Origin of the sequence: Putridiphycobacter roseus, assembly GCF_003234935.1 — a bacterium.
GTDB classification, from domain to species: domain Bacteria; phylum Bacteroidota; class Bacteroidia; order Flavobacteriales_D; family Crocinitomicaceae; genus Putridiphycobacter; species Putridiphycobacter roseus.
In genome coordinates this window covers 24335-48163 of record NZ_QKSB01000009.1, presented here as the reverse complement: position 1 = coordinate 48163, position 23829 = coordinate 24335, and the positions used below count along the sequence as shown (strand labels likewise).

Sequence of the window (23829 nt, the reverse complement as noted above, 5' to 3'; positions counted from 1 at the left end):
TTAGTTGTGCACAACGGTTTCATGTATGATGTAGTCATATTTTACGAAAGTGAATTTTCAATATAAAAATGAGTAATAAATAAAAAACCTATAAGTATTCATTAGGGCAAAAATAAGTAATATTTTTAAACTATACTGAACTAATCTTCCCTGCGAATACAAGGCGTAAATTCCATTTTAAAAACGCTAGAATTTGGTTTGTTAAGTTATTTTTAGTCAATCCTTCGGAGGTCACCACTGCGTTTAACCAAACCGATCGTGTGGAAAAAGAAGTGGTCGATAATAAATTAAGGCCCGAAGAAATTGCGCATGTAATTGTACAAAATTCAGAAATGGACAACCGGGGATTTGTACCCGAAGTCAGTGTTTGGGCGACCAATCCTTTTTAGGGAAAATTATAAGGTATAGCGGAAGCTAATAGGAATTGCTAATTCGAATTTGAAAATTTGATCAGGATAAGAAAGGTATTCTTTAGCTATTTTTCCAGCTGATAATTCCAGCGCGGCCATTAATGATAATTTGTGGTTGAAGGCATATAAAGCGCCAAAACGAATGTCATAAAAGACATAAAGGTTTTGGAGTTTTGTTGCTGCTACAAAATCATTTTTTTTGGTTTGATTTGAATTAATATTTTGATAGGTAGTCGATCCTTTTTCTATGTAATAGAAGTCTCTTCTTAGGTGAATTGACCATCCTGCAATAGGTCTAATTTTTTGATCTTTAGAGAGTATATAGTCAAGTCTAAATCCCAGTCTTCTGCTGATTTGGTTTAATTTGTAAGTTGATGAAACCCACTCAAATTCATTCATTGGGTATTCGGGAAATGCATTTGTCTTTTTTACATCAAAAGCAGTATTTTGAATGGTGAATTCAAGACTAAAAAGGATGTTTTTTTTATATAGATCACTTATGCCTATTGAGAAATATTGTGAGGTAAGGTATTTATTTGTCTGCGTTCCAATTTTTGTAAGCGTTAGTTTTTCTCTGTTTATTGGCAGTCCGTATGGACTAATACTGCTGTAAATAGAGATTTGTTTTTGAGCAATGGAGTTTGAAGAAAATGAAATGATAAAAGTACTTAATAGTATGTTCAATACATAGGTATACAATTTCATAAACTACTCGTAATATGGGTTTAGGCATGTAAATATAATTAAAAAGGGGATTGGTTTTTATCAATCCCCTTTTTAAATGTCAAATATATAATACTTTACACACTTTTTAATGCCTGAGCCACATCTTCAATGATATCGGTGTAATGTTCTACGCCAATAGAAAGTCTTACCAAGTTATCTGTTACATCATGGTGTTCTCTTTCAATTTTATCTACGCCTGCGTGGGTCATTGAAGCTGGGTGTTCTGCCAATGATTCTGTGCCACCTAAACTTACTGCCAGCTTGATTAATTTTAAGTTATTTAAAAATTTAAAGGCCGCTTTTTCTCCTCCTTTAATGTCGAAAGAAACCATGGCGCCTGTACCTTCACATTGTCTATTAAATATTGCTTGTTGTTCCCCTTCCAGCATGCCTAAGTAATATATCTTTTCCACCAATTCATGTCCAGCTAAATACTCAGCTACCGCAGCAGCGTTTTCTTCTTGTTTGTCCATTCTCAATTTCAAAGTTTCTAAACTTCTCATCAACAACCAACCTGTGTTCGGACTGGTTTGGTTACCCAAGAAAGTACGCATGCCTTTAATTCTACCCATGTTCGCTTTGTTTCCTAAAACAGCTCCTGCAATCACATCACTGTGTCCACCAATATATTTTGTGGCTGAATACATGACCAAATCAGCGCCATGTTTTATTGGATGTTGCCAAACAGGTCCCATGTAAGTATTATCCACGGCTAAAATCACTTCCTTTTCTTCTGTTGAAAATTGATTGGCAATTTTATGGCAAATGGCAATGTCAATCAAAGCATTTGTCGGGTTTGCAGGTGTTTCAATGTATACCAAAGCTAATTTGTTTGCCAAGCCACTTGCGTTTAATTTTTCAATTATTGCTTCTTCGTTATCCTTCGCGTCAAATGGTAAAATATGAATCCCATATTTTGTCAATACGTGCTTGATAAAATGATCAGATCCTCCATAAATTGGATTACTATATAACAACAAGTCCCCTGGTGCTAAAAATTCCATCAAAACTGTGGAGATCGCAGCCATGCCACTTTCAAAAACTGCACAGTCTTCTGCTTCGTCCCACAAGGATAATCTGTTTTCTAAAATCTCTAAGTCTGGATTGTTTAGTCGACTATAAATCAGACCCATTTCCTCGTTTTCATCTTGCTCTCTTAATCCATAAGCCAATTCAAAGAAGGCTTTTCCTTCTTCTGCTGATTTAAAAACAAAGGTTGAGGTTTGAAAGATCGGACATTTAATGGCTCCTTCCGATAATGAAGGTTTGTAGCCGTATGACATCATTTGAGATTCTGGTTTGCGCATGTTTTTTTTTGAGTAAAACTAAAGAAGTTCATTTCAGAAAACCACATAAATAAGTTTAACTAGAAAATATACTTGTAGATGGTTTATTTTATAGATTCAAAATCTATATTTTGTCAATAATTCAATATATTTAGAATTTTAAACTATGAAGGAGTTAGATAAAACGGACAGAAAAATAATTCAAATTCTTCAAAATAATTCTGATTTAAATACCAAACAAGTTGCTGCTCAGTTAGATTTGACCACTACACCTGTGTATGAACGAATTAAAAGGTTGGAGCGAGAAGGGGTGATTGAAAAATACGTTGCCAAAGTAAATGCAAAAAAGTTGGGTTTAAATTTATTGATTTATACACATGTCTCTTTAAAAGAACATACCAAAGAATTTTTAGCTAACTTCGAAAGGCAAGTTGTTTCTATTGATGCTGTAATTGAATGCCACCACGTTTCTGGTGAGCATGATTATTTGTTAAAGGTGTTGGTGAAAAATATGGATGACTATCGTGATTTTTTAACCGAGCGATTGTCAAAGATTAAAAACATAGGAAACGTTCATTCTTCCTTTGTTGTCAGTGAGATAAAAAAGGATGGCATTTATCATAATTAAAATGAAAAAAAGATTTATAATTAGTACAGTAGCCTTCGCTTGTTTATTGAGTAGTTGCGGGAAAACAAGTTTAAACGCAAGCTTGGGGAGTTCATTCCGTATGATGCCGAATCAAAAGGTGGATATGGCTAAAACGGATCTTAAGATTAATGGTTTTGAAGTAGTAGAAGATTCGCGTTGTCCCGAAGAGACAAATTGTATTTGGGAAGGGCAAGTAGTTGCAAGTTTTATCATTAATGACGCCCAGGTAAAAATGAATACGCAAAGTGCTAAAGATACCTTGGGGTATACGTTTAAAATTCTTTCAGTTTCTCCAGTCAAAACAAATGCGGATATTCCATGGAGTGACTATATAATCGAGTTGTTGATTACTAAATAAATTCAAAACGTTTACCTGATAGTGCTCTAATGGCGCCTTTCATTTCTAAGTTGAAAAGTTGTACTGAAAGTTGACTAACGGTCATGGCACAAAAATGACATAAATCGTCAATCTGTGTAATGCCTTTCTCTCTTAAAATGTTCAGTATTTTTTCTTCTTCTGGAGAATAGCTGGTAAATAAATCTGTTTGAATAGGGGTAGAAGCTAATTCATCTTGCCAGCCTAAAATATCAATCATGTCTTGTGCGCATGTAATGAGATGGGCCCTATTTTTTTGAATTAAATAGTTACAACCCACTGAGCTAGTTTTATCGGCGTTGCCAGGAAAAGCAAAAACATCACGGTTATAGTCGTTTGCTAGTCCTGCAGTGATTAATGATCCGCCTTTTTGAGAGCTTTCAACAACAATGGTGGCGTCACACATGCCTGCTACAATCCTATTTCGCTTTGGAAAATTTTCCTTTTCTGCTACAGTGTTACTCATAAATTCTGAAATCAATCCACCGCCATTTTCCAGCATTTTTTTTGCCGTTGATTTGTGTCCAACTGGATATAGATCATCTAGTCCATGGGCTAGAACACCAATGGTTGGCACGTCAAATTCCAAGGCTGCCTTATGGGCTGCAATATCGATACCAAATGCAAGACCGCTGACAATTTGCACGTTAAAATCTTTTAAGCCATGTATCAAATCTCTCGTCATTTGTACACCATAACTCGTGCATTTTCTAGTGCCGACTACGGCAATATTCTTACGCTTGTTGTAATGTCCTCCTTTTGCATAAAAAACAACAGGACCATCATCACACTGTTTTAGTTTTTTTGGGTAATTTTGGTCTAGGTAAAAATGTACATCAATGCTATTTTTATCCATCCATTCTAATTCTATTTCTGCCCTTTGCAAACATTCTTCCCATTTTACGGCTTTTAACAATTGTTTGCTTACTCCTGGAATGAGCGCATCAATTTTATGTCTCACCTTAAACACCTCCTCGGCAGAACCTAAATACGAGACCAATGTCTTGGCTCTTTTGGGACCGATACCATTCATTAATGACAAGGCGATTTCGTATATTTTTTGTTGCATCAAGCTTAAAAATAAAGAATAAATGATAATTTTCCACCTTTCCTGATGGATAATTATAAACATTTTTATTTCGGATTGCTCCAGATAAGTGCGGTTTAAGGCTGCCAAGAAATTGTTTTGTTGGGCTTGTCTAAGTACTGAAATTGTCCATCAGTATTTATTGTAATTTATAGCTTCGAATAATTGAAATTATAAACAAATTTTACAGGTCTAACACCATATCATTATTATTTAACTAACACAACATTAATTTATATTTAATTGTATTATTTGTTAACTTTTTGATTGTTCAAAAATTTTAATAAACAGTAATAGAGAGTTTTAAGGGTTGAAATTTGTAAACATTGAAATATTTATTCAGTTACTTGTTTCAAAAAAATGTAACTTTGTTTAAAATAAAAACCCAAAAAATGGAAATGATCAACGACCTAAAAACCTATACCTATGAAGAAGCTTTAGCAGACGCTTTAAACTATTTTAAAGGGGATGATTTGGCAGCACAAGTTTGGATAAATAAATATGCTTTAAAAGATTCCGAAGGTAATATTTATGAAAGCAATCCAGATCAAATGCATAGGCGATTGTCAAGGGAAATTGCTCGTGTTGAAAATAAGTATGCAAATCCAGTTTCGGAGAATGACATTTATGATTTAATAAAAGATTTTAAATATATTGTTCCTCAAGGGAGTCCAATGGCAGGAATTGGGAATGATTTTCAAACAGGTTCTTTGTCGAACTGTTTTGTAATTGGAAATGATGATAATTCTGATTCTTATGGTGGTATTTTAAAAATTGACCAAGAGCAGGTTCAATTAATGAAACGTAGAGGTGGTGTTGGTCACGATTTGTCTCATATTCGTCCAAAAGGTTCCGCTGTAAAAAATTCGGCCTTGACTTCAACGGGATTAGTGCCATTTATGGAAAGGTATTCTAATAGTACAAGAGAAGTAGCGCAAGATGGTAGAAGAGGGGCATTAATGTTATCTGTATCTATTAACCATCCTGATGCAGAAGATTTTATTGATGCAAAATTAGAGCAAGGAAAAGTTACTGGTGCAAATGTTTCTGTAAGAATTGATGATGATTTTATGAGAGCAGTTGCTGCGGATACAAGTTATGTTCAAAAATATCCGATTAAAAGCGATAATCCAAAAGTTACTAAAGAAGTAAAAGCAGGTCATTTATGGTCAAAAATTGTGCATAATGCATGGAAATCTGCAGAACCAGGTATTTTATTCTGGGATACCATTATCAACCAATCTGTAGCGGATTGTTATGCAGAGGAAGGATTTAAAACTGTTTCGACTAACCCATGTGGAGAGATTCCATTATGTGCTTATGACTCCTGTAGGTTATTGGCTATTAATTTATATAGCTATGTTGAAAACCCTTTTACTGAAGAAGCTTCCTTTAATTTTCCTTTATTTACGAGCCATATTTCAATGGCACAAAGAATAATGGATGATATCATTGATTTAGAATTAGAAAAGATTGATACCATTTTAGCTAAAATTGAGGATGATCCAGAAAATCAAAGTGTAAAACGTGTAGAAAGAGAATTGTGGCAAAATATTAAGCACAAAGCTGAGCAAGGTAGAAGAACGGGTATTGGTATTACTGCTGAAGGAGATATGCTGGCGGCTTTGGGCTTGACTTATGGGGCTGAAGATGCAAATAAATTTTCTGTTAAAGTTCACCAAATGCTTGCAGTTGAAACTTATAGAGCTTCTGTATATATGGCTAGAGATAGAGGCGCTTTCCCAGTGTATAATTTTGAAAAAGAAGTGAACAACCCTTTCATTCAACGTTTAAAAGAAGTGGATGAAAAATTGTATTATGACATGGGGGAATATGGCCGTAGAAATATTGCCTTATTGACCATTGCACCAACAGGAACAACGAGTTTAATGACACAGACTACCTCAGGGATTGAGCCAGTGTTTTTACCGGTATATAAAAGAAGAAGAAAAGTAAATCCAAACGATAAAAATGCGACCATTGATTTTGTAGATGAGATTGGAGATTCTTGGGAAGAATACACCGTATTCCACCATAAATTTAAAACTTGGATGACCGTGAATGGTTTGGATACAGAAGTGAATTATAGCCAATCTGAAATTGATGAATTAATCAAAAAATCACCTTATTATAAAGCCACTTCAAATGATGTGGATTGGGTGAGTAAAGTTCATTTGCAAGGTGCCGTGCAACAATGGGTTGATCATTCAATTTCTGTAACCATTAATCTCCCAAATGATGTGGATGAAGCCTTGGTGGGCGAATTGTATATGGAAGCTTGGAAGTCGGGTTGTAAAGGGTTAACCGTTTACCGTGATGGATCAAGATCAGGTGTACTGATTGCAAATGATGCACCAGAAAAAGAAGAAGAAAAAGGAAATGAATTTCAAAACTTCCCGACTAAACGCCCTGAAATTTTAGAGGCAGATGTAGTTCGTTTACAGAATAATAAAGAAAAGTGGATCGCCTTTATTGGATTGATTGATGGTAAGCCTTATGAAATATTTACTGGTTTGGCAGATGATGAAGATGGTATTTTGATTCCACGTTGGGTGAATAATGGTTTTATTATTAAAGCACAAAATGCTGAAGGAAAGTCGAGATATGATTTTCAATACATTAATAAAAGAGGATATAAGACCACCATTGAAGGGTTATCGCATAAGTTTGAACAAGAGTATTGGAATTATGCTAAATTAATTTCAGGTACTTTGCGTCATGGTATGCCAATTGAAAAAGCGGTACACCTAATCAGTACTTTGCAATTGGATACAGAAGCAATTAATACTTGGAAAAATGGAGTGGCCCGTGCATTAAAAAGATACATTGTAGATGGTACAGAAGCTAAAAATCAAAAATGTGAAAATTGTAATTCCACCAATTTAATTTATCAAGAAGGCTGTTTATCTTGTAAAGATTGTGGCTCTTCTAAATGTGGCTAATCACATTGAAATAATACTTTGAAAAAGGGGAAAGTCTATGCAGACTTTCCCCTTTTTTTCTGCTTAAAAATTAATGTTACAATAAAAGCTATTCGTTAATAGTACAAGAACACACCTAATTTTTTAACTTTGCATTTTTAAATAGCATTTATCATGGAGTATAATTTTCAAGACATAGAATCAAAATGGCGTCAACACTGGGCAGAAAACAAAACTTTTCGGGCCGCTGACAGTTCTGATAAACCAAAGTATTATGGTCTAGATATGTTTCCTTATCCTTCTGGAGCAGGTTTGCACGTGGGTCATCCACTGGGTTATATTGCATCTGATATTTATGCACGGTTTAAAAGATTAAAAGGGTTTAATGTCTTGCACCCAATGGGATACGATTCTTTTGGATTACCCGCAGAACAATATGCCATTCAAACAGGACAACATCCTGCCATTACTACCGAAAAGAATTTGGCGCGATATAGAGAACAATTGGATAAAATTGGTTTTTCATTTGATTGGGACCGTGAAGTGCAAACTTCAAGTCCTGATTACTACAAATGGACCCAATGGATTTTTAAACAATTGTACAATAGTTGGTATAATGTAGACGCTGATAAAGCAGATGATATTTCCAATTTGGAGGTCGTTTTTGAAAACGAAGGAAACGCAACAGTAAAAGCTGAAACAAGCCAAATCGATATTTTTACAGCGGCTGAATGGAATGCATTTGATGAAGCAACACAACAAAAAATATTAATGAATTACCGCCTGACTTATTTGGCAGATTCCATGGTAAATTGGTGTCCAGCTTTAGGTACAGTTTTGGCAAATGACGAAATTAAAGACGGGGTTTCTGAAAGAGGTGGTCATCCAGTGGTTCAAAAGCTGATGCGCCAGTGGAGTATGCGTATTACAGCCTATTCCGAGCGTTTATTAAACGGTTTAGAAACGATTGATTGGTCAGATTCTATCAAAGAACAGCAAAGAAATTGGATTGGGAAATCAGTTGGAGCTGCTGTAAAGTTCAAAGTTCAGTCTCCTAGAATTGGAACCGTTCAAGATGAAAAATTGGTGGAACAAGCCAAAGAAATGAGAGCAAATCCGACGGATGCAGAAGCTGCTTTATGGACAGAATTGAAAGGCAAAAAATTAGGCATTAAATTTAGAAAGCAACACTTGATTACAGACTTTATTGTTGACTTTGTGTGCCTTTCTAAAAAACTAATTGTCGAAATTGAAAAAGACCATCATGGAAATGAGGAATCAATTGCCAAAGAAAAAATTCAAACGAAAACATTAGAAGATTTAGGGTATAAAATAATTCGTTTATCTGATGAAGAGGTGGTTGCACATACGGAACAAGTATTGAAATCAATTTCAGATGCATTAAAAAGTTTGCCGAATCAAGAAGAGGAGTCAAATACGAATTTAGAGGAGATAATAGGGGAAGAGCAGTTTATTGAAGTCTTTACCACTAGACCTGATACTATTTTTGGTGTCAACTTTTTGGTATTGGCTCCTGAGCATGCCTTGGTGGCAGAGATTACGACTGATGATCAAAAGGAAGCAGTAGCAGCTTATCAAAAACAAGCGAGTTTAAAAACAGAACGCGACCGTCAAGCGGATGTAAAAAATATTACGGGGCAGTTTACAGGAGCTTATGCTTTGCATCCATTTACCGGAGAGAAAGTGCAGATTTGGATTGGAGATTACGTATTGGCTGGTTATGGTACCGGTGCAGTAATGGCCGTTCCAGCAGGAGACCAACGCGATTGGGATTTTGCCAAGCACTTTGACATTGAAATTTTAAATATATTCGAAGGGGTTGATATTTCTGAAGCCGCTTATGCCGAAAAGGAAGGAAAAATGAATAATTCTGGCTTTTTAGATGGTCTTTCTGTTAGAAAAGCCATGAAATTGGCCATTTATGAAATGGAAAAAAAGGGGATCGGAACCGGAAAAACAACGTACAGATTAAGAGACGCTGTTTTCTCTCGTCAACGTTATTGGGGAGAACCTTTTCCAGTATACTATAAAAATGATTTGCCTTATTTAATTGAAGACGATCAATTGCCGGTGACATTACCCGAAGTGGATGCGTATTTGCCGACCGAAGACGGAGAACCACCTTTGGCCAGAGCAGAAAAGGATGCATGGAATGTGTTTGAAGGGGATAGAATGGAGTACAACACCATGCCAGGTTGGGCAGGTTCTTCTTGGTACTTTTTACGTTATATGGACCCACACAACGAAACGGAATTTGTTTCAAAGGAAAAAGCAGATTACTGGAACCAAGTCGATTTATACATTGGTGGTTCCGAACATGCAACAGGTCACTTATTGTATTCTCGTTTTTGGACCAAATTTTTAAAAGATAAAGGATTTATTTCCTTCGACGAACCCTTTAAAAAATTGATCAACCAAGGTATGATCTTGGGTAGATCGAGTTTTGTTTATCGAGATAAAGATTCAGGAAAATTTGTTTCTTTTGGAAAAAGAAAGGAATATAAAACTGCAAGATTGCACGCCGATATTTCATTGGTCGACAATGATAAATTAGACCTTGAAGGCTTTAAAAATTGGTTGCCAGAATATGCCAATGCCGAATTTATTTTAGAAGACGACGGCACTTATATTTGCGGAAGCGAAGTAGAAAAAATGTCTAAGTCGAAATATAATGTACAGACGCCTGATGAATTGGTAGAAAAGTTTGGAGCTGATACCTTGCGTTGTTATGAAATGTTCTTAGGTCCGTTGGAACAAGCAAAACCATGGGATACCAAAGGAATTAATGGGGTACATAACTTCTTGAGAAAGTTTTGGAGACTTTTCCATGATGCTGAAGGTAATTTTGCAATTGAAGCTGGAGAAGCAGATAAAAAAGCGTTGAAGACTTTGCACAAAACCATTAAAAAAATTGAAGACGATTTAAACCGTTTTTCATTCAATACGGGCGTTTCAAACTTTATGATTGCGGTGAATGAATTGGGCGAGCAAAATTGTAATAACAAAGCGATATTGTCTGATTTGGTAGTCTTAATATCACCTTATGCACCACACATTTGTGAGGAGTTGTGGACCAAATTAGGAAACGAAGCAGGGACCTTGTCTTACGCTGAATTCCCAGTTTTTAATCCCGATTTTTTAGTGGAAGCCAACTATGCTTATCCAGTATCATTTAACGGTAAAATGCGTTTCAAGTTAGAATTGCCAACCAACATGCCCAAAGATGAGGTTGAAAAAGCAGTATTAGCGGATGAACAATCACAAAAATGGTTAGAAGGAAAAGCACCGAAAAAGATGATTGTAGTACCAGGGAAAATTGTAAATGTGGTGGTGTAAAAACTTTAAGTTAATCATTTAAGAACTGCGCAGTAGTTATACTGCTGCGCCACCAACCGAGCAATAAGCTATAAACACCATTTGCTACACAGTAGTTGCACTACTAGGTGCTGCATAATGTGAATTAATAGCGCATGCAACATAGCTAAGGAAAATGCCTTTTACATTAAGTTTTGGCAGTTGCTCTGCCCTAGCTAAAATTCTAACTTCATTTAAAATTAGAACAATATTTGCTAGTACAGATAAGCGCAGTAAATTAACTAATGCACAGCTAGTTTTCCAATAAAACTGTTTCAATTAATCACCTTCCCCAAACGTACCCGTCTCATCCAATAGGCTATAAAAACACTGCCAATTAGGGTTGGAACTAACCAACCATAAATGCCAGGGATGAATTGATTGACTACAATAAAGGCGGTCACCGCTGAAATATAGCCTCCCATAATTTTTCCTATGTGTAACTTTAACCAACCTTTTCTAAGGCGTTTGGGTTTGCTAAATAGCTTCAAGTCTTGAATGGCCAATGAAATGCCTAATATTCCAAATACCCCTAAGACAATATTAAATTTTAGTGTTAAAATTGTGGGAAGAATAATCATTAAAAATCCAGTGACGACCATCAGCCATGCCATGGTGATATCTATACGCAAACTGATGTTTTGTCTTTTAAAACGCAATGCGCGATAACCTGTTAAAGTGAGGTAAGTACTGAAAATTCCAATCGAGAATAAAAAGGGACTTTCATGCTTTGGTAGCAAGGCAATGACCATGGCTATTAAACCAGAACTTATCATGGTGTAAACAAAAAACTTTCCTGATTTTTTGTGTAAATTTTTGCCTTTATAGGCGATTATTGAAAGGAGACCTGTAAGTAATGCAATTCCGCCAAGTGCGACGTGGGCAATAATTAATAATTTGATGGTAGCATCCATAATTCCTGATTGTATATGGTTAAATGTAAGGCTATGGTAAAACTAAAACTATTTTTCAGTACTCAACTGTCGGATTAGTGGGATGAAATGTTTCATGACTCAAGTAGACTCATTCTTCCTCCTCTAAATTGTTCAATAGTATTTCCAATGCCGTCAAGTGTTTTCCGTACATGGTTTTGGTCCAGCTGATGGTCATATAATAGAATGCACCAGCCAACAATAAATAACCAATAATTAACAAGCTCAATTCAGTGCCACTAATAGCCAAATATATCCATTTTTCAAAGAGGGTTGGATTGTGGTATTGTCCATTGATGTTACCAGTAATTAGTGCAAAAACAGCGACTGGTATGAGTAGTGTACTGGCCAACATAAAGGATTTATAAACTTGCAAGGTCAGTTTAGCTTTGTATATGAACTGTTGTAACAACTTTGTTGTACTGTTCGTCATGGGGTCAACTTCTCTTAAAAACAGACTTAATTTAAGGGTGTAAAGTAGTATCATGACAGAGATGATGAATATAAAAATAAGGTAGATGGCCTGCGGTTTAGGGTCTAGACTTAAAAAAGTAAACGGTGCGATCAGAAATATGATGACGCCAATCAATTGGGTCAGAATTTCAATGCGCATGTTGCGTCTTATTAGTGCTACAGGATTATGCGGTCCTTTTCCTAAATCTATTTTTATGTTGTCCTTTTGGTCTGCATCAGCATCCATGGCTGCTTTTATATTGTCAAAATTCATAACCCTGTGTTTTAATGATTGATTTTAATTTGTCTTTGGTCCGTTTTAGTTTTACACGTGTATTTACTTCGGACAAACCCAATTCAGTTGCAATTTCTTTTTGTGAATATCCTTCAATACTATACAAAATCAATGCTTTTTCAATCTTGTTTAACTGTCTCACTGCACCATAAAAATGTGCCAATTGCTCGGTTTTTATTTCTTCTACTGCTTCATTAATCGACACTGTTTTGTCATTCAACAATTCAAGGAAAGGCATTTTTTTCTGCTGTTTAAAAAAGGTAATGGCCGTATTGATTGCCACACGATACATCCAAGAAGAAAATTGACTTTTTCCTTTAAAACTAGGATAAGCTTTCCAGAGTTGGAATAAAATTTCTTGACGCAAATCTTCCTGATCAGTTAGGGTGTCCATGTATATTTTAGACACTTTCACCAAAATTCCTTGATGAGGTTTTACCAGTTTAATAAATTCCTTTTGTTTGATCACCGTTATTGTAAAACTAATGGGTTCTGCTCAGTTAGTATCCATTTGATTTGAAATGTTACAAAATGATTGCATTTTTTGTCCTGCTGGTCGGCTTTAATCAGCATGTGTATAGCTGATTTGATTCCAATGCGATATGAATTGCAAGAAATTTATTATTTTGTTACGCCATTAATACGGAAGCAACAAGATGTGCGATTAGTTGTTCAAATGGGTCATATAGGAACCATTACTGATATTTGTTTTAATGCAACTGGTGAATTAATTTCCGCTGCTTTGGTCGACAATAATAAGGCTATTTGGAATGTCGGTAAGGGAGAAATGGCAAAAAAAATAATGTAGGTTTTCCTATTGGAAACATGGTTGTTGACACGTGATTAAACGTTTTTAAATTGTTGGTAAACGAGTTGTTTTGTCTCAAATCTCCCAAATATGTTGACTTGCAGCGTGCTGACAGGTATAATGCTGCAACGTTTACAAAATCTGGCAAATACTTTACTGTTGGAGGAAAAAAAAGATCGATTTACTAAGTAATTATCAGGGAGAAAAATGAAGTGAATGGACAAGGGTTTGTCAAAACGAATGACATTTTTTTGGAGTACTATCCATTCAATAGAAGTAAGGTTTGCCCTGCCATCCATTTAAGACTGGAAATGGCGTTTAACCTTTTCTTGTGTGGATTTAATGGTGAATTTGAAGTCCTAACAGGCGATAATTTATTGGCCCAAAACTATGATAATTTAAGCTTGAATGTAGCTTATATCATTCATACAAAAAACAGAATCAACAGTAAATTAAAGTAGTAGAATTTTTTTTATTGTAAATTGGGCAACCAATCTTAAAATCTTTCGTTTTCCAATAGTAGATTGAAAAACAGTGACTAAAACCCTATGCTATGAAAAATATTTATTTGGCCTTATTATTTATTTTTGCTTTTAATTTTGTGCAAGCACAATACGTTACTATTCCTGACACCAATTTTGTTGCCTTTTTACAGAGTAATTACTCGGTTTGTATGAATGGTAACCAAATGGATACTACATGTTCGGATATAGTTAATGCGATAAGTTTGAATTGTGAGGGTCAAGGCATTATAAATCTTGAAGGGGCGCAATATTTTGATAATATTATCTCACTAAAAGCAGAAAATAATGGATTAACTATTTTACCAAACTTACCGCAAAGTAGCTTAAATTTTCTTTATTTAAATGACAATGATTTTACAACTATTACTAGCTTACCGCCAAACTTAATTAATCTAAATATCAATAATAACCCTAATTTAACTAGTACGCCTCCAATATCTTCAAGCATAATAAATTATTATAGAGGTGGGACGCCAAACCTGGCAATACCTAATTTTAACGTGGGACTTGAAACAATTCATATATTCGATTGTAATCTATCGGTGGTGCCCACATTGCCCAACACAATTAAAGATTTTAATATTGAAAGCAATCCTAATATCGGAAGTATATCCGCTAGTTCACTTCCCCCGAGTATTATAGATTTAAATATTAATGATTGTGGTCTTTCGGTACTTCCTGCACTACCACCAAATATAGAAGATTTAAGTTGTGGAGGAAACAGTATCTCGACCTTGGGTATCCTCCCATCTACCTTAAAAAGACTGTATGTTTCTGATAGTCCAAATATCACTCAATTAGTGAATTTACCTGATACTATGTATCGCATAATTGCAAAAAACTGTAATATTTCATACATAGATTCTCTACCTATTTTTATGACTAATCTAATCGATATTAGTGATAACCAATTAACGAGCATTCCTAACTTTCCTGAAGGACTATTAATCATTGATTTAAGTAATAACAATATTTCCTATGTACCTAAATTACCAGATAACCTTACGATCCTTAGAATGGAAAATAATAATGTTTCTTGCTGGCCTGTTTTTCCTAATTTGAACATAATTGAAATATTTGGTAACCCTTTTCATTGTATTCCTAATTATTTAACCGCCATGAATGTATGGTCATATTTAGATACTATTCCACTTTGTAATTTTGGTAATACTTCAAATAACCCTGCTGGTTGTCCATCAGGACAAGGAATTACAGGGTACATTTTTATTGATACTGCTACTGATTGCCAATTCAATGGTTATGAAACCCCTTTTAAAAACTTAGAAGTTAAACTATTTGATAGTCTTGGCTTATTATTAGAAACTACGGCTTCAGATATTTACGGTAATTATAAGTTTACTACATCAAATATAGGGACATATGAAGTTGTAATTGATACGGCCGGTATACCGTTTTTGCCAAGTTGCCTTTCACCAGGAGTAGATTCTACAGTTTCTATAACTGTTGCTGATAGTTTATTCGATAAGGTTGATTTTGGAACAACTTGTTCATCATCTGTTGATTATGGTACTTTAGGCATAAGTACACTAGGATGGGTTTTTCCTAATCAGACACACGAACTTACAGTTAATGCTGGTGATTTGAGTCAATGGTACAGTATGGGCTGTTTAACTAATCAAAGTGGTTCTGTTAGCATTACCGTTAATGGTCCTGTTACCTTTCTAAACGAAGCGCCTACATCATTAATACCACTTGTTTCTGGAACAACTTATTCATATACGATTGCTGACTTTGCTAATGTGGTTAATAACAAGGATTTTAGACTTATGTTTAAAACTGATTCCACTGCACAATCTGGCGATTTAATTTGTGTAACTGTTAATGTAATTGCATCAGCTGCCGATATAGATTCAACAAATAACACTTACACTTATTGTTATTCAGTTGCCAATTCATACGACCCTAACGACAAGCAGGTATATCCAAGAAGTGTTAAACCAGGTTATGAGGATTGGTTGACGTACACCATTCGTTTTCAAAATACAGGAACGGCGCCCGCTTTTAATATTCGTTTAGAAGATACACTTTCGGCTAATTTGGACTATAGTACTTTTGAGGTAATTGGGTACAAACACGCCAATAGCTTTAATTTAGTTGAGGATAGACTAATTGTTTATTTTCCAAACATTATGTTGGTAGATAGTACGACTAATTATGATGAGTCCATAGGTTATTTCCAATACCGTATTAAACCGAAAGCTGGTCTGCCTGTTGAAACAATAATTGAAAACACAGCTTATATTTTCTTCGACTTTAATGATCCAATTGTGACCAATACAGCAGTGACTACTTTTACTGAAACAGACCTTTCAGTAGGTGAAACCACTAACTTTCAATTTCAAGTATTTCCGAACCCTAGCAATGGTAATTTTTATGTTCAGACTGAAAAATACAACGACATTAAAAAGGTGGAAGTATTCAACATGATGGGACAAAGTGTTCCGGTCCACTACGAATTGAATAACCACTTAATGGAAATTAATTTAAAAACGGCAACAAATGGTATGCTGCTCTTGAAAGTCAGTTCAAATAATGGCGTGAGTACTAAAAGAATTTTAATTCAGGAGTAAGCGAGTTATTGAATAGCTTCCTTACGCATGTCCAAAGCATATACTAAAAAGGAGGCTAACCAATGGCTACCCATATAGTCGCTGCCAATTACTTGTTCCATGGATGCTTCTAAATGTTGATCGGCTATGCTAATCAAATGGTCCTTTTGTTTCGGTAAGTGTTTAGATAATCGATACAAGCACCAAGCACGAGAAAAGTTTAAGCCATCTAAGTGAACCAATTTACCATCTGTTCTGTCGTTGACAATGCCAGGTGTTAAAGTAAAGTTACTTTTTAAAATGCTTGGCAAAAAAGTTTTAATCCATTTGCTGAATTCAGCCTCGCTCAATACTTCAGCCATCAAATTTGCTTCGGTAAGGGTTGGCGACAAAAAATCAAACCCACTTGGCTCCCACGTTAAAGGGGAAAGCTTATCGTTTAGGTAAAAATCTTTGGCGCTTTTTACAATTAGTTTTTCAAATTCTAAGTCTTTTACATTACGTGCATATTCTAATGCAAAAGTCAAAGCAAAAGCAGTGTTAGTATGTTCACCTACACGAATTGGATAAGCTAACTTTGGTAAAAATTTCTTGAATTTATTAACAATGGTATTGGTGAGCGGTAGTAATGTTCTTGCCCAATCTGTTGCTTGTTTGTTGGTGGAAATATTAAATTCTGTTTGCAATTTTAACAACCAGGCCCAACCATATGTTCTTTCATAATTCTTGTTGTTTTCTACCATAAAGTAGTTCACCTCTTTGATTACTTTAATGGTCGTAAATCGCTCGTTCCACCTATTGGAAATGTTATTGCTTAAGTCTGTTCCTGGATAATCGTTTACGAACTTACTCAATAACCAATGGCCATGAACCGAAGAATGCCAATCGAAACAACCATAAAATACAGGGTGTAATGCCTCCGGTGTTTTTAAATCGCTTTGCCCATTTAAAACTTGTCCCAACTTATTTGGGTACTCCTTTTCAATACAATTTAAAGGCACATCTGCCAAAGCTTCTGCCTTTTGAAGGGTTAAATCAAATTGTGCATTTGCCGTTAAAAATAGACAAGAAAAGATAAGATAACTGATGATTTTCATTTGGAGGAATTTATTATGGGATAAAGATAGCAATAAGTGATTAAATTAAGCCTCTAGATTTCATTTCAAGGTATTTATTGACTGTTGCCACCGATAAATTGCTTGGTGTGGTTAAAATGGTTTGAATGCCGTTTCGCTTTAGTTCTAAAGCAATCCTTTTCTTGTCCATTTTATATTTTTCTGCAAATGTTTTTAAGTAAATGTCTCCCACATGTTTTGGCACCTTATGTAGCACGGCATTGATTTCTGTGTTTTCAAAAAATATCAGGACTAATAAATGGTTTTTATTAATGCGTTTTAAATGGGGTAAAATCCTTTTTAGGGTATAGGTTGATTCAATGTTGCAATAGAGCATTATTAAGCTTCTACCTTTAATTTTATTCCGAATATTACTGTATAATAAATTATAATCTGCTTCTAAAAAGTGCGTTTGTTGGTGGTAAAGCGTCTCAATTATTCTTTTTAATTGAACGGTACTTCTTTCTGCTTTTAAAAAACTACCTAATTTGTTTGAAAAGGTATGTAAACCTACTTTGTCTCCTTTTTTCATGGCAACGTTCGAAAAAGCTAAAGTGGAATTGATGGCATAATCGAGTAAAGTTAAACCTTCAAATGGCATGTGCATGGTGCGACTTTTGTCAATGATAGAATAGATGTTTTGTGACCTTTCGTCCTGATATTGGTTCACCATTAATTCATTTCTCCTACTGGTTGCTTTCCAGTTTACCGTTCTAAAATCATCTCCCTGTACATAGTTTTTTATTTGTTCAAATTCATTGTTGTGGCCCAGTCTGCGAATTTTTTTAATGCCTTGAGCTGCCGTTTTTGTAAATACTTTTAATTCCATCTTTTTCATTTGTAGAATAGATGGATATGCAGCGATAGCACAATTTTGTTTGGCGACTACTTTACGTTGTACAAAATGAAGAAAGGTGGAAACATAAACATATAAATCGCCAAAAGTATAAACGCCTCTTTCTGTTGGCTTGATCATATATTTTACTTCCTTATTTTCTCCAGGTTGAAGTTCCACAAGAAAGGACAAGTCTCTTAATTGAAGCTGAGCCGGTGTATTGTCGAATATTTGAGCCCTGATTCTTAATTTGTACTTATTCGTTATTTTAAGTCGCACCGGGTTTTCATCTCCCATAGATATGGGATTGTTTACTTCTCTTGTTGCTTCAATGGGTTTTTTGGGCCTATAAAGTAAGATGAATTCTAATACTGTGATTGCAATTATTAAAAATAAACCGCCTTGCGCAATAACCAGTATAAATGGAAACGGAAACGCTAAAATAAACGCAAATACGATCGCCAATAAAGCAATATAAAACCAATTTGTAAAATATAAGGATCGCAATAATTTCATCTATCTTGGAACTGCAACTTCTTGAATAATTTCTTCTATGACATCCTCCACGGTCAAGCCTTCCATTTCGGCTTCTGGTGTCAATATCATACGGTGATTGAATACGTGTTTACATACATATTGTATGTCATCTGGTATTACAAAGTCTCTGCCCCGCATGGCCGCAAAAGATTTCGCACTTTTTAACATAGAAAGGGAAGCTCTGGGAGAACCTCCTAAATATATTTTCCCGTGATTTCTGGTTTTTTCTGTAATTTGTGTAATATAGGTCAGTAACTGGTCCTCTATTTTAATTTGTTCAATAACCGATTGAATTTCTTTTAAAGTTGCTGGATCGAAAACAGGCGTGATATCATCTACATTTGGAGAAGCATTGTAATTTTTGTAACGTTTTAAAATTTCGAATTCTTCACTTTGACTGGGATAAGTAATCTTTATTTTGAAAAGAAAACGGTCTAATTGTGCTTCAGGTAAATTGTAAGTTCCCTCTTGCTCAACGGGGTTTTGTGTCGCCAATACCAAAAATGGTAATGACATTTTATAAACCACACCATCATATGATATTTGTCTTTCTTCCATTACCTCAAATAAAGCAGCTTGGGTTTTTGCAGGTGCCCTATTGATCTCATCAATTAAAATAATGTTTGAAAATATGGGGCCTTTTTTAAATTCAAATTCTGAAGTCTTTAAATTAAATATAGAAGTCCCTATTACATCCGAGGGCATCAAATCTGGCGTAAATTGAATACGTGAAAAATCGACACTTAATGTTTTTGAAAGTACTTTTGCAGTTAAGGTCTTTGCTACGCCTGGTACTCCTTCTAGTAACACATGTCCTCTAGAAAACAAACTAATCAGTAGTAGGTCTATCATTTCTCCTTGACCAATAATGTATCTACCAATTTCCTTTTTGGCAGTCAATACTTTTTCCTGAACTAAGGCTAGGTTTAATCTAGAACCTAAAAAATCAGCGTTGCTGAGGGGTGGTTGTTCTTGATTTGCATTTCCTTGTGGCGTTAGGTTCTCCTCTATTTCGTTGTTTTCTATTTCCATCACTTACATGTTTTATAAAAATATTCTATTTCTTGTTGTAATTTTATTAATTCCTCATCTGTTACCATTTCTTTGTCTGAAAGTGTTTTGAACGAAATGAAAATTGCGTTAATATTTTCAATGGCAACCCCCGATTTAGCGGCTAACTTAATTACATATTCAGCGTTTATTTTATTGGTCTTGATAAAGTATTTATCGGCTATAAACGCTAAGAATACTTTTTTCTGTATTTCTGCTAGTTTGTTGTGTTTCCTTGCTTGTAAATATAAAGAACTTACTGTTTCTAAATAACGCAACGAAGAATTCGTTTTTAACGATATTGCTGGAATAATATCTTGCTTTCTTTTCCCCTTAAATATAGCATATAAAAGCGCGGTAATTAGGAGGATTATAAAACCCCATTTTAAAGCAGTATGCTTAAAAATAAATTCAAAAAAACTGCGATTGTTACTCCCTTTATTCCCACCTTCATTTTCTTCTGATTTTGAATGATAATCTAAATTATAAATGTCCCATTGAATTTTTCCAGGTGGTAAATGTTTAATAATGTTTTCGGCATATTTAATACCATTAAATCGAAAAAATGCAATATTTGAAAATAAATAGGGGGTAGAATGCAAATATATTGTACCACCCTCTAGTGGTATTTTAATAAAATTTGGTTGCTGATTGGAAGATTGTCCTAATACTTTGGTTTCACCAGCCAAATAAATAAAATTGTCTGGGTTAAAACTTACCCAACTGTGTATTTCGGCACGGTTATTTTTAATAAATTTAAAGGGAAATGGTTTTTGATTGATGGTAGGATTGGTAAAATAAAATTGCTGTATTGAGTCTTTACTATACTGATAAGTTTCGTTTAACTTCAAGAATAAGTAATCCAACATATAGGCCGACATTTTAGGGGTAGATATAAATGCGGTATTGCCATTTTCTACAAAGTCAATTAAATAATCAAAATTGGCTTCGCTCATGTAATTTTCTAAACCAATAAAAAAGTATATATCGTTTAAGTCTTCGTGGTCGACTAGGTTATTTTCAATATCCTGATCGAGCTGAATGAAGGATTCAAAAATTCCAGTAGTATCTAGTAGCTCTTTAAATACATAGGTACCATAAGGCCCTTTGTCAGTTGGTGCATAAGATTCATGCCAGGAATCTGTAACAAATGAGCTGTTGGATTTATTCACGATATATACCACTAAACCAATTAGTAAAGTTGCACCAACAATAATCCATATTTTAGCTGTTTTATTCAATATTATTTAATGTCTAAAGCTTTTAATAGCTTGGTGAAATGAGGTTTAATGATGTCAAATTGTGCCACGGTAATCTTTCTCTTGCCATACCAAATGAATTCAAAATAAGTGACAGCAGTACTGAAATGGGCATATTCTTTTTTAGTAGACATTTCCATTAAATAGTGATTATTTGTTTTCTGTTTTTCCCAGTGTATCCATTTTTTATCGGCCAAATCTTTAATGATAAAAAGATAGTAAATACGGATAGCTTTTCTATAGTTCTCTTCTTTTATGGCAGCAGTTAGCATGCTTTCTAATGCCGTTGTTGTAATTTCAGATGGGGCTATTTCTTCCAAATCTATGGGGGTATATTTCTTTCCAACTGATTTGTAATTTGAATTAATAAATAAATAATACAATAAGATGACTAGTAAAGCACCTAATACAACATAAATAATGACTTTGGTAATTGGACCTATTTTTAGATTAGGCAATTCGTAGTTGCTGGGTGATTTGTTGGTCTCGGGTGTCGTATATTCTTTCGATTCATATCCTTTAGCTTTTTCTTTGCTAGATCCCCTTTTGTTTTTATCAAATTTTTTGACGGCATCTTGCCATTCTTGATCTGTTTCAAATGTCCAACGTTCTGGTTTTTTTGTCTGGTGTTGGATCGTTTTTTGTAGTTCAGATAATTTTTGCTCATCTAATTTATGGGGATACAATTCTTGCCCAAAACTATAATAGGTTAAACAGATTAGAAATATGGATATAAACTTAATCATACTCCATACTTGTTTCAAATGATTTACTGCGCTTTCCAATGGTATCTATGTTTTCCATTAAATTTTTAGCATCTTTCTTTTCTAATAAAGAATAGTATAAGAAGTAGGCATTTATATATACCACTTGTAAGATGTAGTTGATAAAAATGGCATAAACAAATACATTAACGGTATTGATTATAGGATAGGTGAATGAGGTATTGCCCAATAATAATTGTTCTAAAAAATCATCTAGAATATACATAATACCATAACCAAATGGATTGTGGAATATAAAAAAGAAGATGATGGAGATAATGACAATGGAGATTGATAAACCGAATACTTGTCCGTATGATTTTTTTATGAGGGTAAAGGTACTATTAATGGCTTTAAATAAATTTACGCTTTCTTGTTGAATAATTACTGGGGTTAACAGAAATATAAATCCAAAGAATATAAAGGTTAAGGTGAAGAAAAACCAATTAAAGAAAATCAATGTTACCATTAGTATGCTTACCAATATAAACTGCCAAAAGAAACTGTACCAAGCTTGTTTTAGATAAATGATTAGGTTTATGGGCTGTTGTGATAAGCTGATATATATTGAATAGTTTAAAACCAATGTGATTAAGATAGACCAACTGATAAATTTCAAAATGGAGAGGTGTGGCATCAACCCAAAATATATGGCAAAGTTTTCGTCCCAGTCATTTAAAAATGTCAGATGGATACTGTCCTGATAAATGGTCCATATTAAAATACTTAGAATAGGAAGGGTAAGTAATTTAAGGTTAAAAGTGGTGTAGGAATTCGCTTTTTGTATAAAAGTAAATATGGCATCCGTAAACACTTGTCCTGAAGATCGTATGCTGTGTAGACTTATTTTACGTTTAGGTAATTTTCTTGGTGGTTCAGAAAGGGTCAGTTTGTCGGGGTATTTCTTAGCCACCTTTGCGGGATAAATTACATAATACATTAAAATGATGCTAAAGGAGCCAAGGATGATAAACCAATTTAAAAATGGCGGAATGGATTGATAATATCTGGTAATAAAACTTTCAAGTCCACCAGCCAAAATAAATACAGGGACTAGACTAATTAATATATTAAATCCTTGTTTTGCTGAGAATACTAGGGATTGTAGTCGGTTAAATGATTTAGGAAAAAGCAAGCCATTTCCTAGTGTAATACCTGCGGCACCAGCTATTACAATGGCAGATATTTCGAACGCACCATGTATCCAAATGGCCATAAAAGAAGTCAATAATAAGCCTTTTGCATAAAACCACCATTGAAAAGCGCCCAGCATAATGCCATTACTCAATAGAATGTAATAGGTGCCAAAACTATAGAAAATACCTAGGACAAATGCTAAAATGGCGACTTGAATGTTGTTAATGGTTATCTGAAGAAACATGGTTACGGCTTCACTTTCTCCATAAATCCCCATAGGATTGCCCGCAGCTATGCGATCTTCTGTAGCTTCTAAATAGGATTTTCCAAGTACAATTTCCGCAAAAGAACTATCAAAGTGTTGTGAAATAGCACCCAATAATATAGCTGCAGTAAAGAATAAAAATGCCATCCATAAATTCTTTCTTGCTCGATATAAGGATAATGGTACCGTTTGATTCCAAAAAGTAAAAAATCCTCGGATAGGTTGTTTCTTTTGCTTGTATAGTGATGTAAAAACACCTTGTGCCAATTGATTTAAGTAAATCCTTACAGAGCGTCGAGGATAAAATGTTCTGGCGTACGATAAATCTTCTGTAATTTCTGTAAATAATTCCGAAATTTCATCCGGGTCATTATTTTTTGATTTTGACAAACTTTCAAAGTGTTTCCACTTTTCCTTGTTTTGCTGTACAAAAGTTGTTTCTTTCACAACTTTAA

20 protein-coding genes are annotated in these 23829 nt (G+C 34.5%); 8 read left to right on the top strand and 12 right to left on the bottom strand.

Going from position 1 to position 23829, the window contains the following annotated elements; all coding sequences use genetic code 11:
- The first annotated feature begins 260 nt into the window (after positions 1-260).
- Positions 261-389, top strand: a complete 129-nt coding sequence (locus DNU06_RS18125) for a hypothetical protein (RefSeq protein WP_262510053.1) — start codon at positions 261-263, stop codon at positions 387-389.
- A 6-nt stretch (positions 390-395) separates the two neighbouring features.
- Here the strand turns inward: DNU06_RS18125 and DNU06_RS13440 are convergent, their stop codons facing one another.
- Positions 396-1115, bottom strand: coding sequence for a hypothetical protein (locus tag DNU06_RS13440; protein WP_111064009.1), 720 nt, complete (start codon positions 1113-1115; stop codon positions 396-398).
- Positions 1116-1210: 95 nt separating this feature from the next.
- On the bottom strand, positions 1211-2443 hold the full coding sequence (locus DNU06_RS13435; protein ID WP_111064008.1) for a cystathionine gamma-synthase family protein: 1233 nt from the start codon (positions 2441-2443) through the stop codon (positions 1211-1213).
- A 145-nt stretch (positions 2444-2588) separates the two neighbouring features.
- Here DNU06_RS13435 and DNU06_RS13430 point away from each other — a divergent pair, with 145 nt between their 5' ends.
- Positions 2589-3050, top strand: a complete 462-nt coding sequence (locus DNU06_RS13430; protein ID WP_111064007.1) for an Lrp/AsnC family transcriptional regulator — start codon at positions 2589-2591, stop codon at positions 3048-3050.
- A 1-nt stretch (position 3051) separates the two neighbouring features.
- Complete coding sequence (locus DNU06_RS13425; protein WP_146239249.1) at positions 3052-3429, top strand: hypothetical protein; 378 nt, start codon at positions 3052-3054, stop codon at positions 3427-3429.
- Here DNU06_RS13425 and dprA read toward each other — a convergent pair.
- Positions 3422-4579, bottom strand: a complete 1158-nt coding sequence (gene dprA / locus DNU06_RS13420; protein WP_146239248.1) for a DNA-processing protein DprA — start codon at positions 4577-4579, stop codon at positions 3422-3424. The genes DNU06_RS13425 and dprA overlap by 8 nt on opposite strands.
- 353 nt (positions 4580-4932) lie before the next feature.
- Between dprA and DNU06_RS13415 the strand changes: the two genes are divergently transcribed.
- Both DNU06_RS13415 and leuS read left to right on the top strand, forming a co-directional pair.
- Entirely contained in the window at positions 4933-7476 is a 2544-nt protein-coding gene (locus tag DNU06_RS13415) for an adenosylcobalamin-dependent ribonucleoside-diphosphate reductase (protein ID WP_379659528.1), read from the top strand.
- A gap of 153 nt (positions 7477-7629) precedes the next feature.
- Complete coding sequence (gene leuS / locus DNU06_RS13410; protein ID WP_111064004.1) at positions 7630-10812, top strand: leucine--tRNA ligase; 3183 nt, start codon at positions 7630-7632, stop codon at positions 10810-10812.
- A gap of 293 nt (positions 10813-11105) precedes the next feature.
- Here leuS and DNU06_RS13400 read toward each other — a convergent pair whose 3' ends face one another.
- From DNU06_RS13400 to DNU06_RS13390, 3 genes are all read right to left on the bottom strand, one after another.
- The gene (locus DNU06_RS13400) at positions 11106-11744 is read right to left on the bottom strand and encodes a DUF2306 domain-containing protein (RefSeq protein WP_111064002.1); all 639 of its coding nucleotides are present in this window, start codon (positions 11742-11744) and stop codon (positions 11106-11108) included.
- Between the two features lie 109 nt (positions 11745-11853).
- Positions 11854-12489 carry a hypothetical protein gene (locus tag DNU06_RS13395; RefSeq protein WP_111064001.1) on the bottom strand — a complete coding sequence of 212 codons (636 nt, stop codon included), beginning with the start codon at positions 12487-12489 and terminating at the stop codon, positions 11854-11856.
- Positions 12479-12904: an RNA polymerase sigma factor gene (locus DNU06_RS13390; RefSeq protein WP_233503036.1), complete on the bottom strand. Its 426-nt coding sequence runs from the start codon at positions 12902-12904 to the stop codon at positions 12479-12481. The genes DNU06_RS13395 and DNU06_RS13390 overlap by 11 nt, the downstream gene beginning before the upstream one ends.
- A gap of 177 nt (positions 12905-13081) precedes the next feature.
- Here DNU06_RS13390 and DNU06_RS13385 point away from each other — a divergent pair, with 177 nt between their 5' ends.
- From DNU06_RS13385 to DNU06_RS13375, 3 genes are all read left to right on the top strand, one after another.
- Positions 13082-13318 carry a hypothetical protein gene (locus tag DNU06_RS13385; RefSeq protein ID WP_111063999.1) on the top strand — a complete coding sequence of 79 codons (237 nt, stop codon included), beginning with the start codon at positions 13082-13084 and terminating at the stop codon, positions 13316-13318.
- Between the two features lie 212 nt (positions 13319-13530).
- On the top strand, positions 13531-13779 hold the full coding sequence (locus DNU06_RS13380) for a hypothetical protein (protein WP_111063998.1): 249 nt from the start codon (positions 13531-13533) through the stop codon (positions 13777-13779).
- Between the two features lie 92 nt (positions 13780-13871).
- Positions 13872-16433, top strand: coding sequence for a DUF7619 domain-containing protein (locus DNU06_RS13375; protein WP_111063997.1), 2562 nt, complete (start codon positions 13872-13874; stop codon positions 16431-16433).
- A 5-nt stretch (positions 16434-16438) separates the two neighbouring features.
- Here the strand turns inward: DNU06_RS13375 and DNU06_RS13370 are convergent, their stop codons facing one another.
- Genes DNU06_RS13370 through DNU06_RS13345 form a run of 6 tightly spaced genes read right to left on the bottom strand, consistent with a single transcriptional unit; the run spans position 16439 to position 23821 of the window.
- Positions 16439-17509, bottom strand: coding sequence for a DUF2891 domain-containing protein (locus DNU06_RS13370; protein ID WP_111063996.1), 1071 nt, complete (start codon positions 17507-17509; stop codon positions 16439-16441).
- Between the two features lie 40 nt (positions 17510-17549).
- Entirely contained in the window at positions 17550-18878 is a 1329-nt protein-coding gene (locus tag DNU06_RS13365) for a DUF58 domain-containing protein (protein ID WP_111063995.1), read from the bottom strand.
- Entirely contained in the window at positions 18879-19931 is a 1053-nt protein-coding gene (locus DNU06_RS13360; protein ID WP_111063994.1) for an AAA family ATPase, read from the bottom strand.
- On the bottom strand, positions 19931-21190 hold the full coding sequence (locus DNU06_RS13355) for a DUF4350 domain-containing protein (RefSeq protein ID WP_111063993.1): 1260 nt from the start codon (positions 21188-21190) through the stop codon (positions 19931-19933). The genes DNU06_RS13360 and DNU06_RS13355 overlap by 1 nt, the downstream gene beginning before the upstream one ends.
- Positions 21191-21192: 2 nt before the next feature.
- Positions 21193-21954: a hypothetical protein gene (locus tag DNU06_RS13350; RefSeq protein WP_111063992.1), complete on the bottom strand. Its 762-nt coding sequence runs from the start codon at positions 21952-21954 to the stop codon at positions 21193-21195.
- On the bottom strand, positions 21947-23821 hold the full coding sequence (locus DNU06_RS13345) for a stage II sporulation protein M (protein WP_111063991.1): 1875 nt from the start codon (positions 23819-23821) through the stop codon (positions 21947-21949). The genes DNU06_RS13350 and DNU06_RS13345 overlap by 8 nt, the downstream gene beginning before the upstream one ends.
- Positions 23822-23829: the final 8 nt, after the last annotated feature.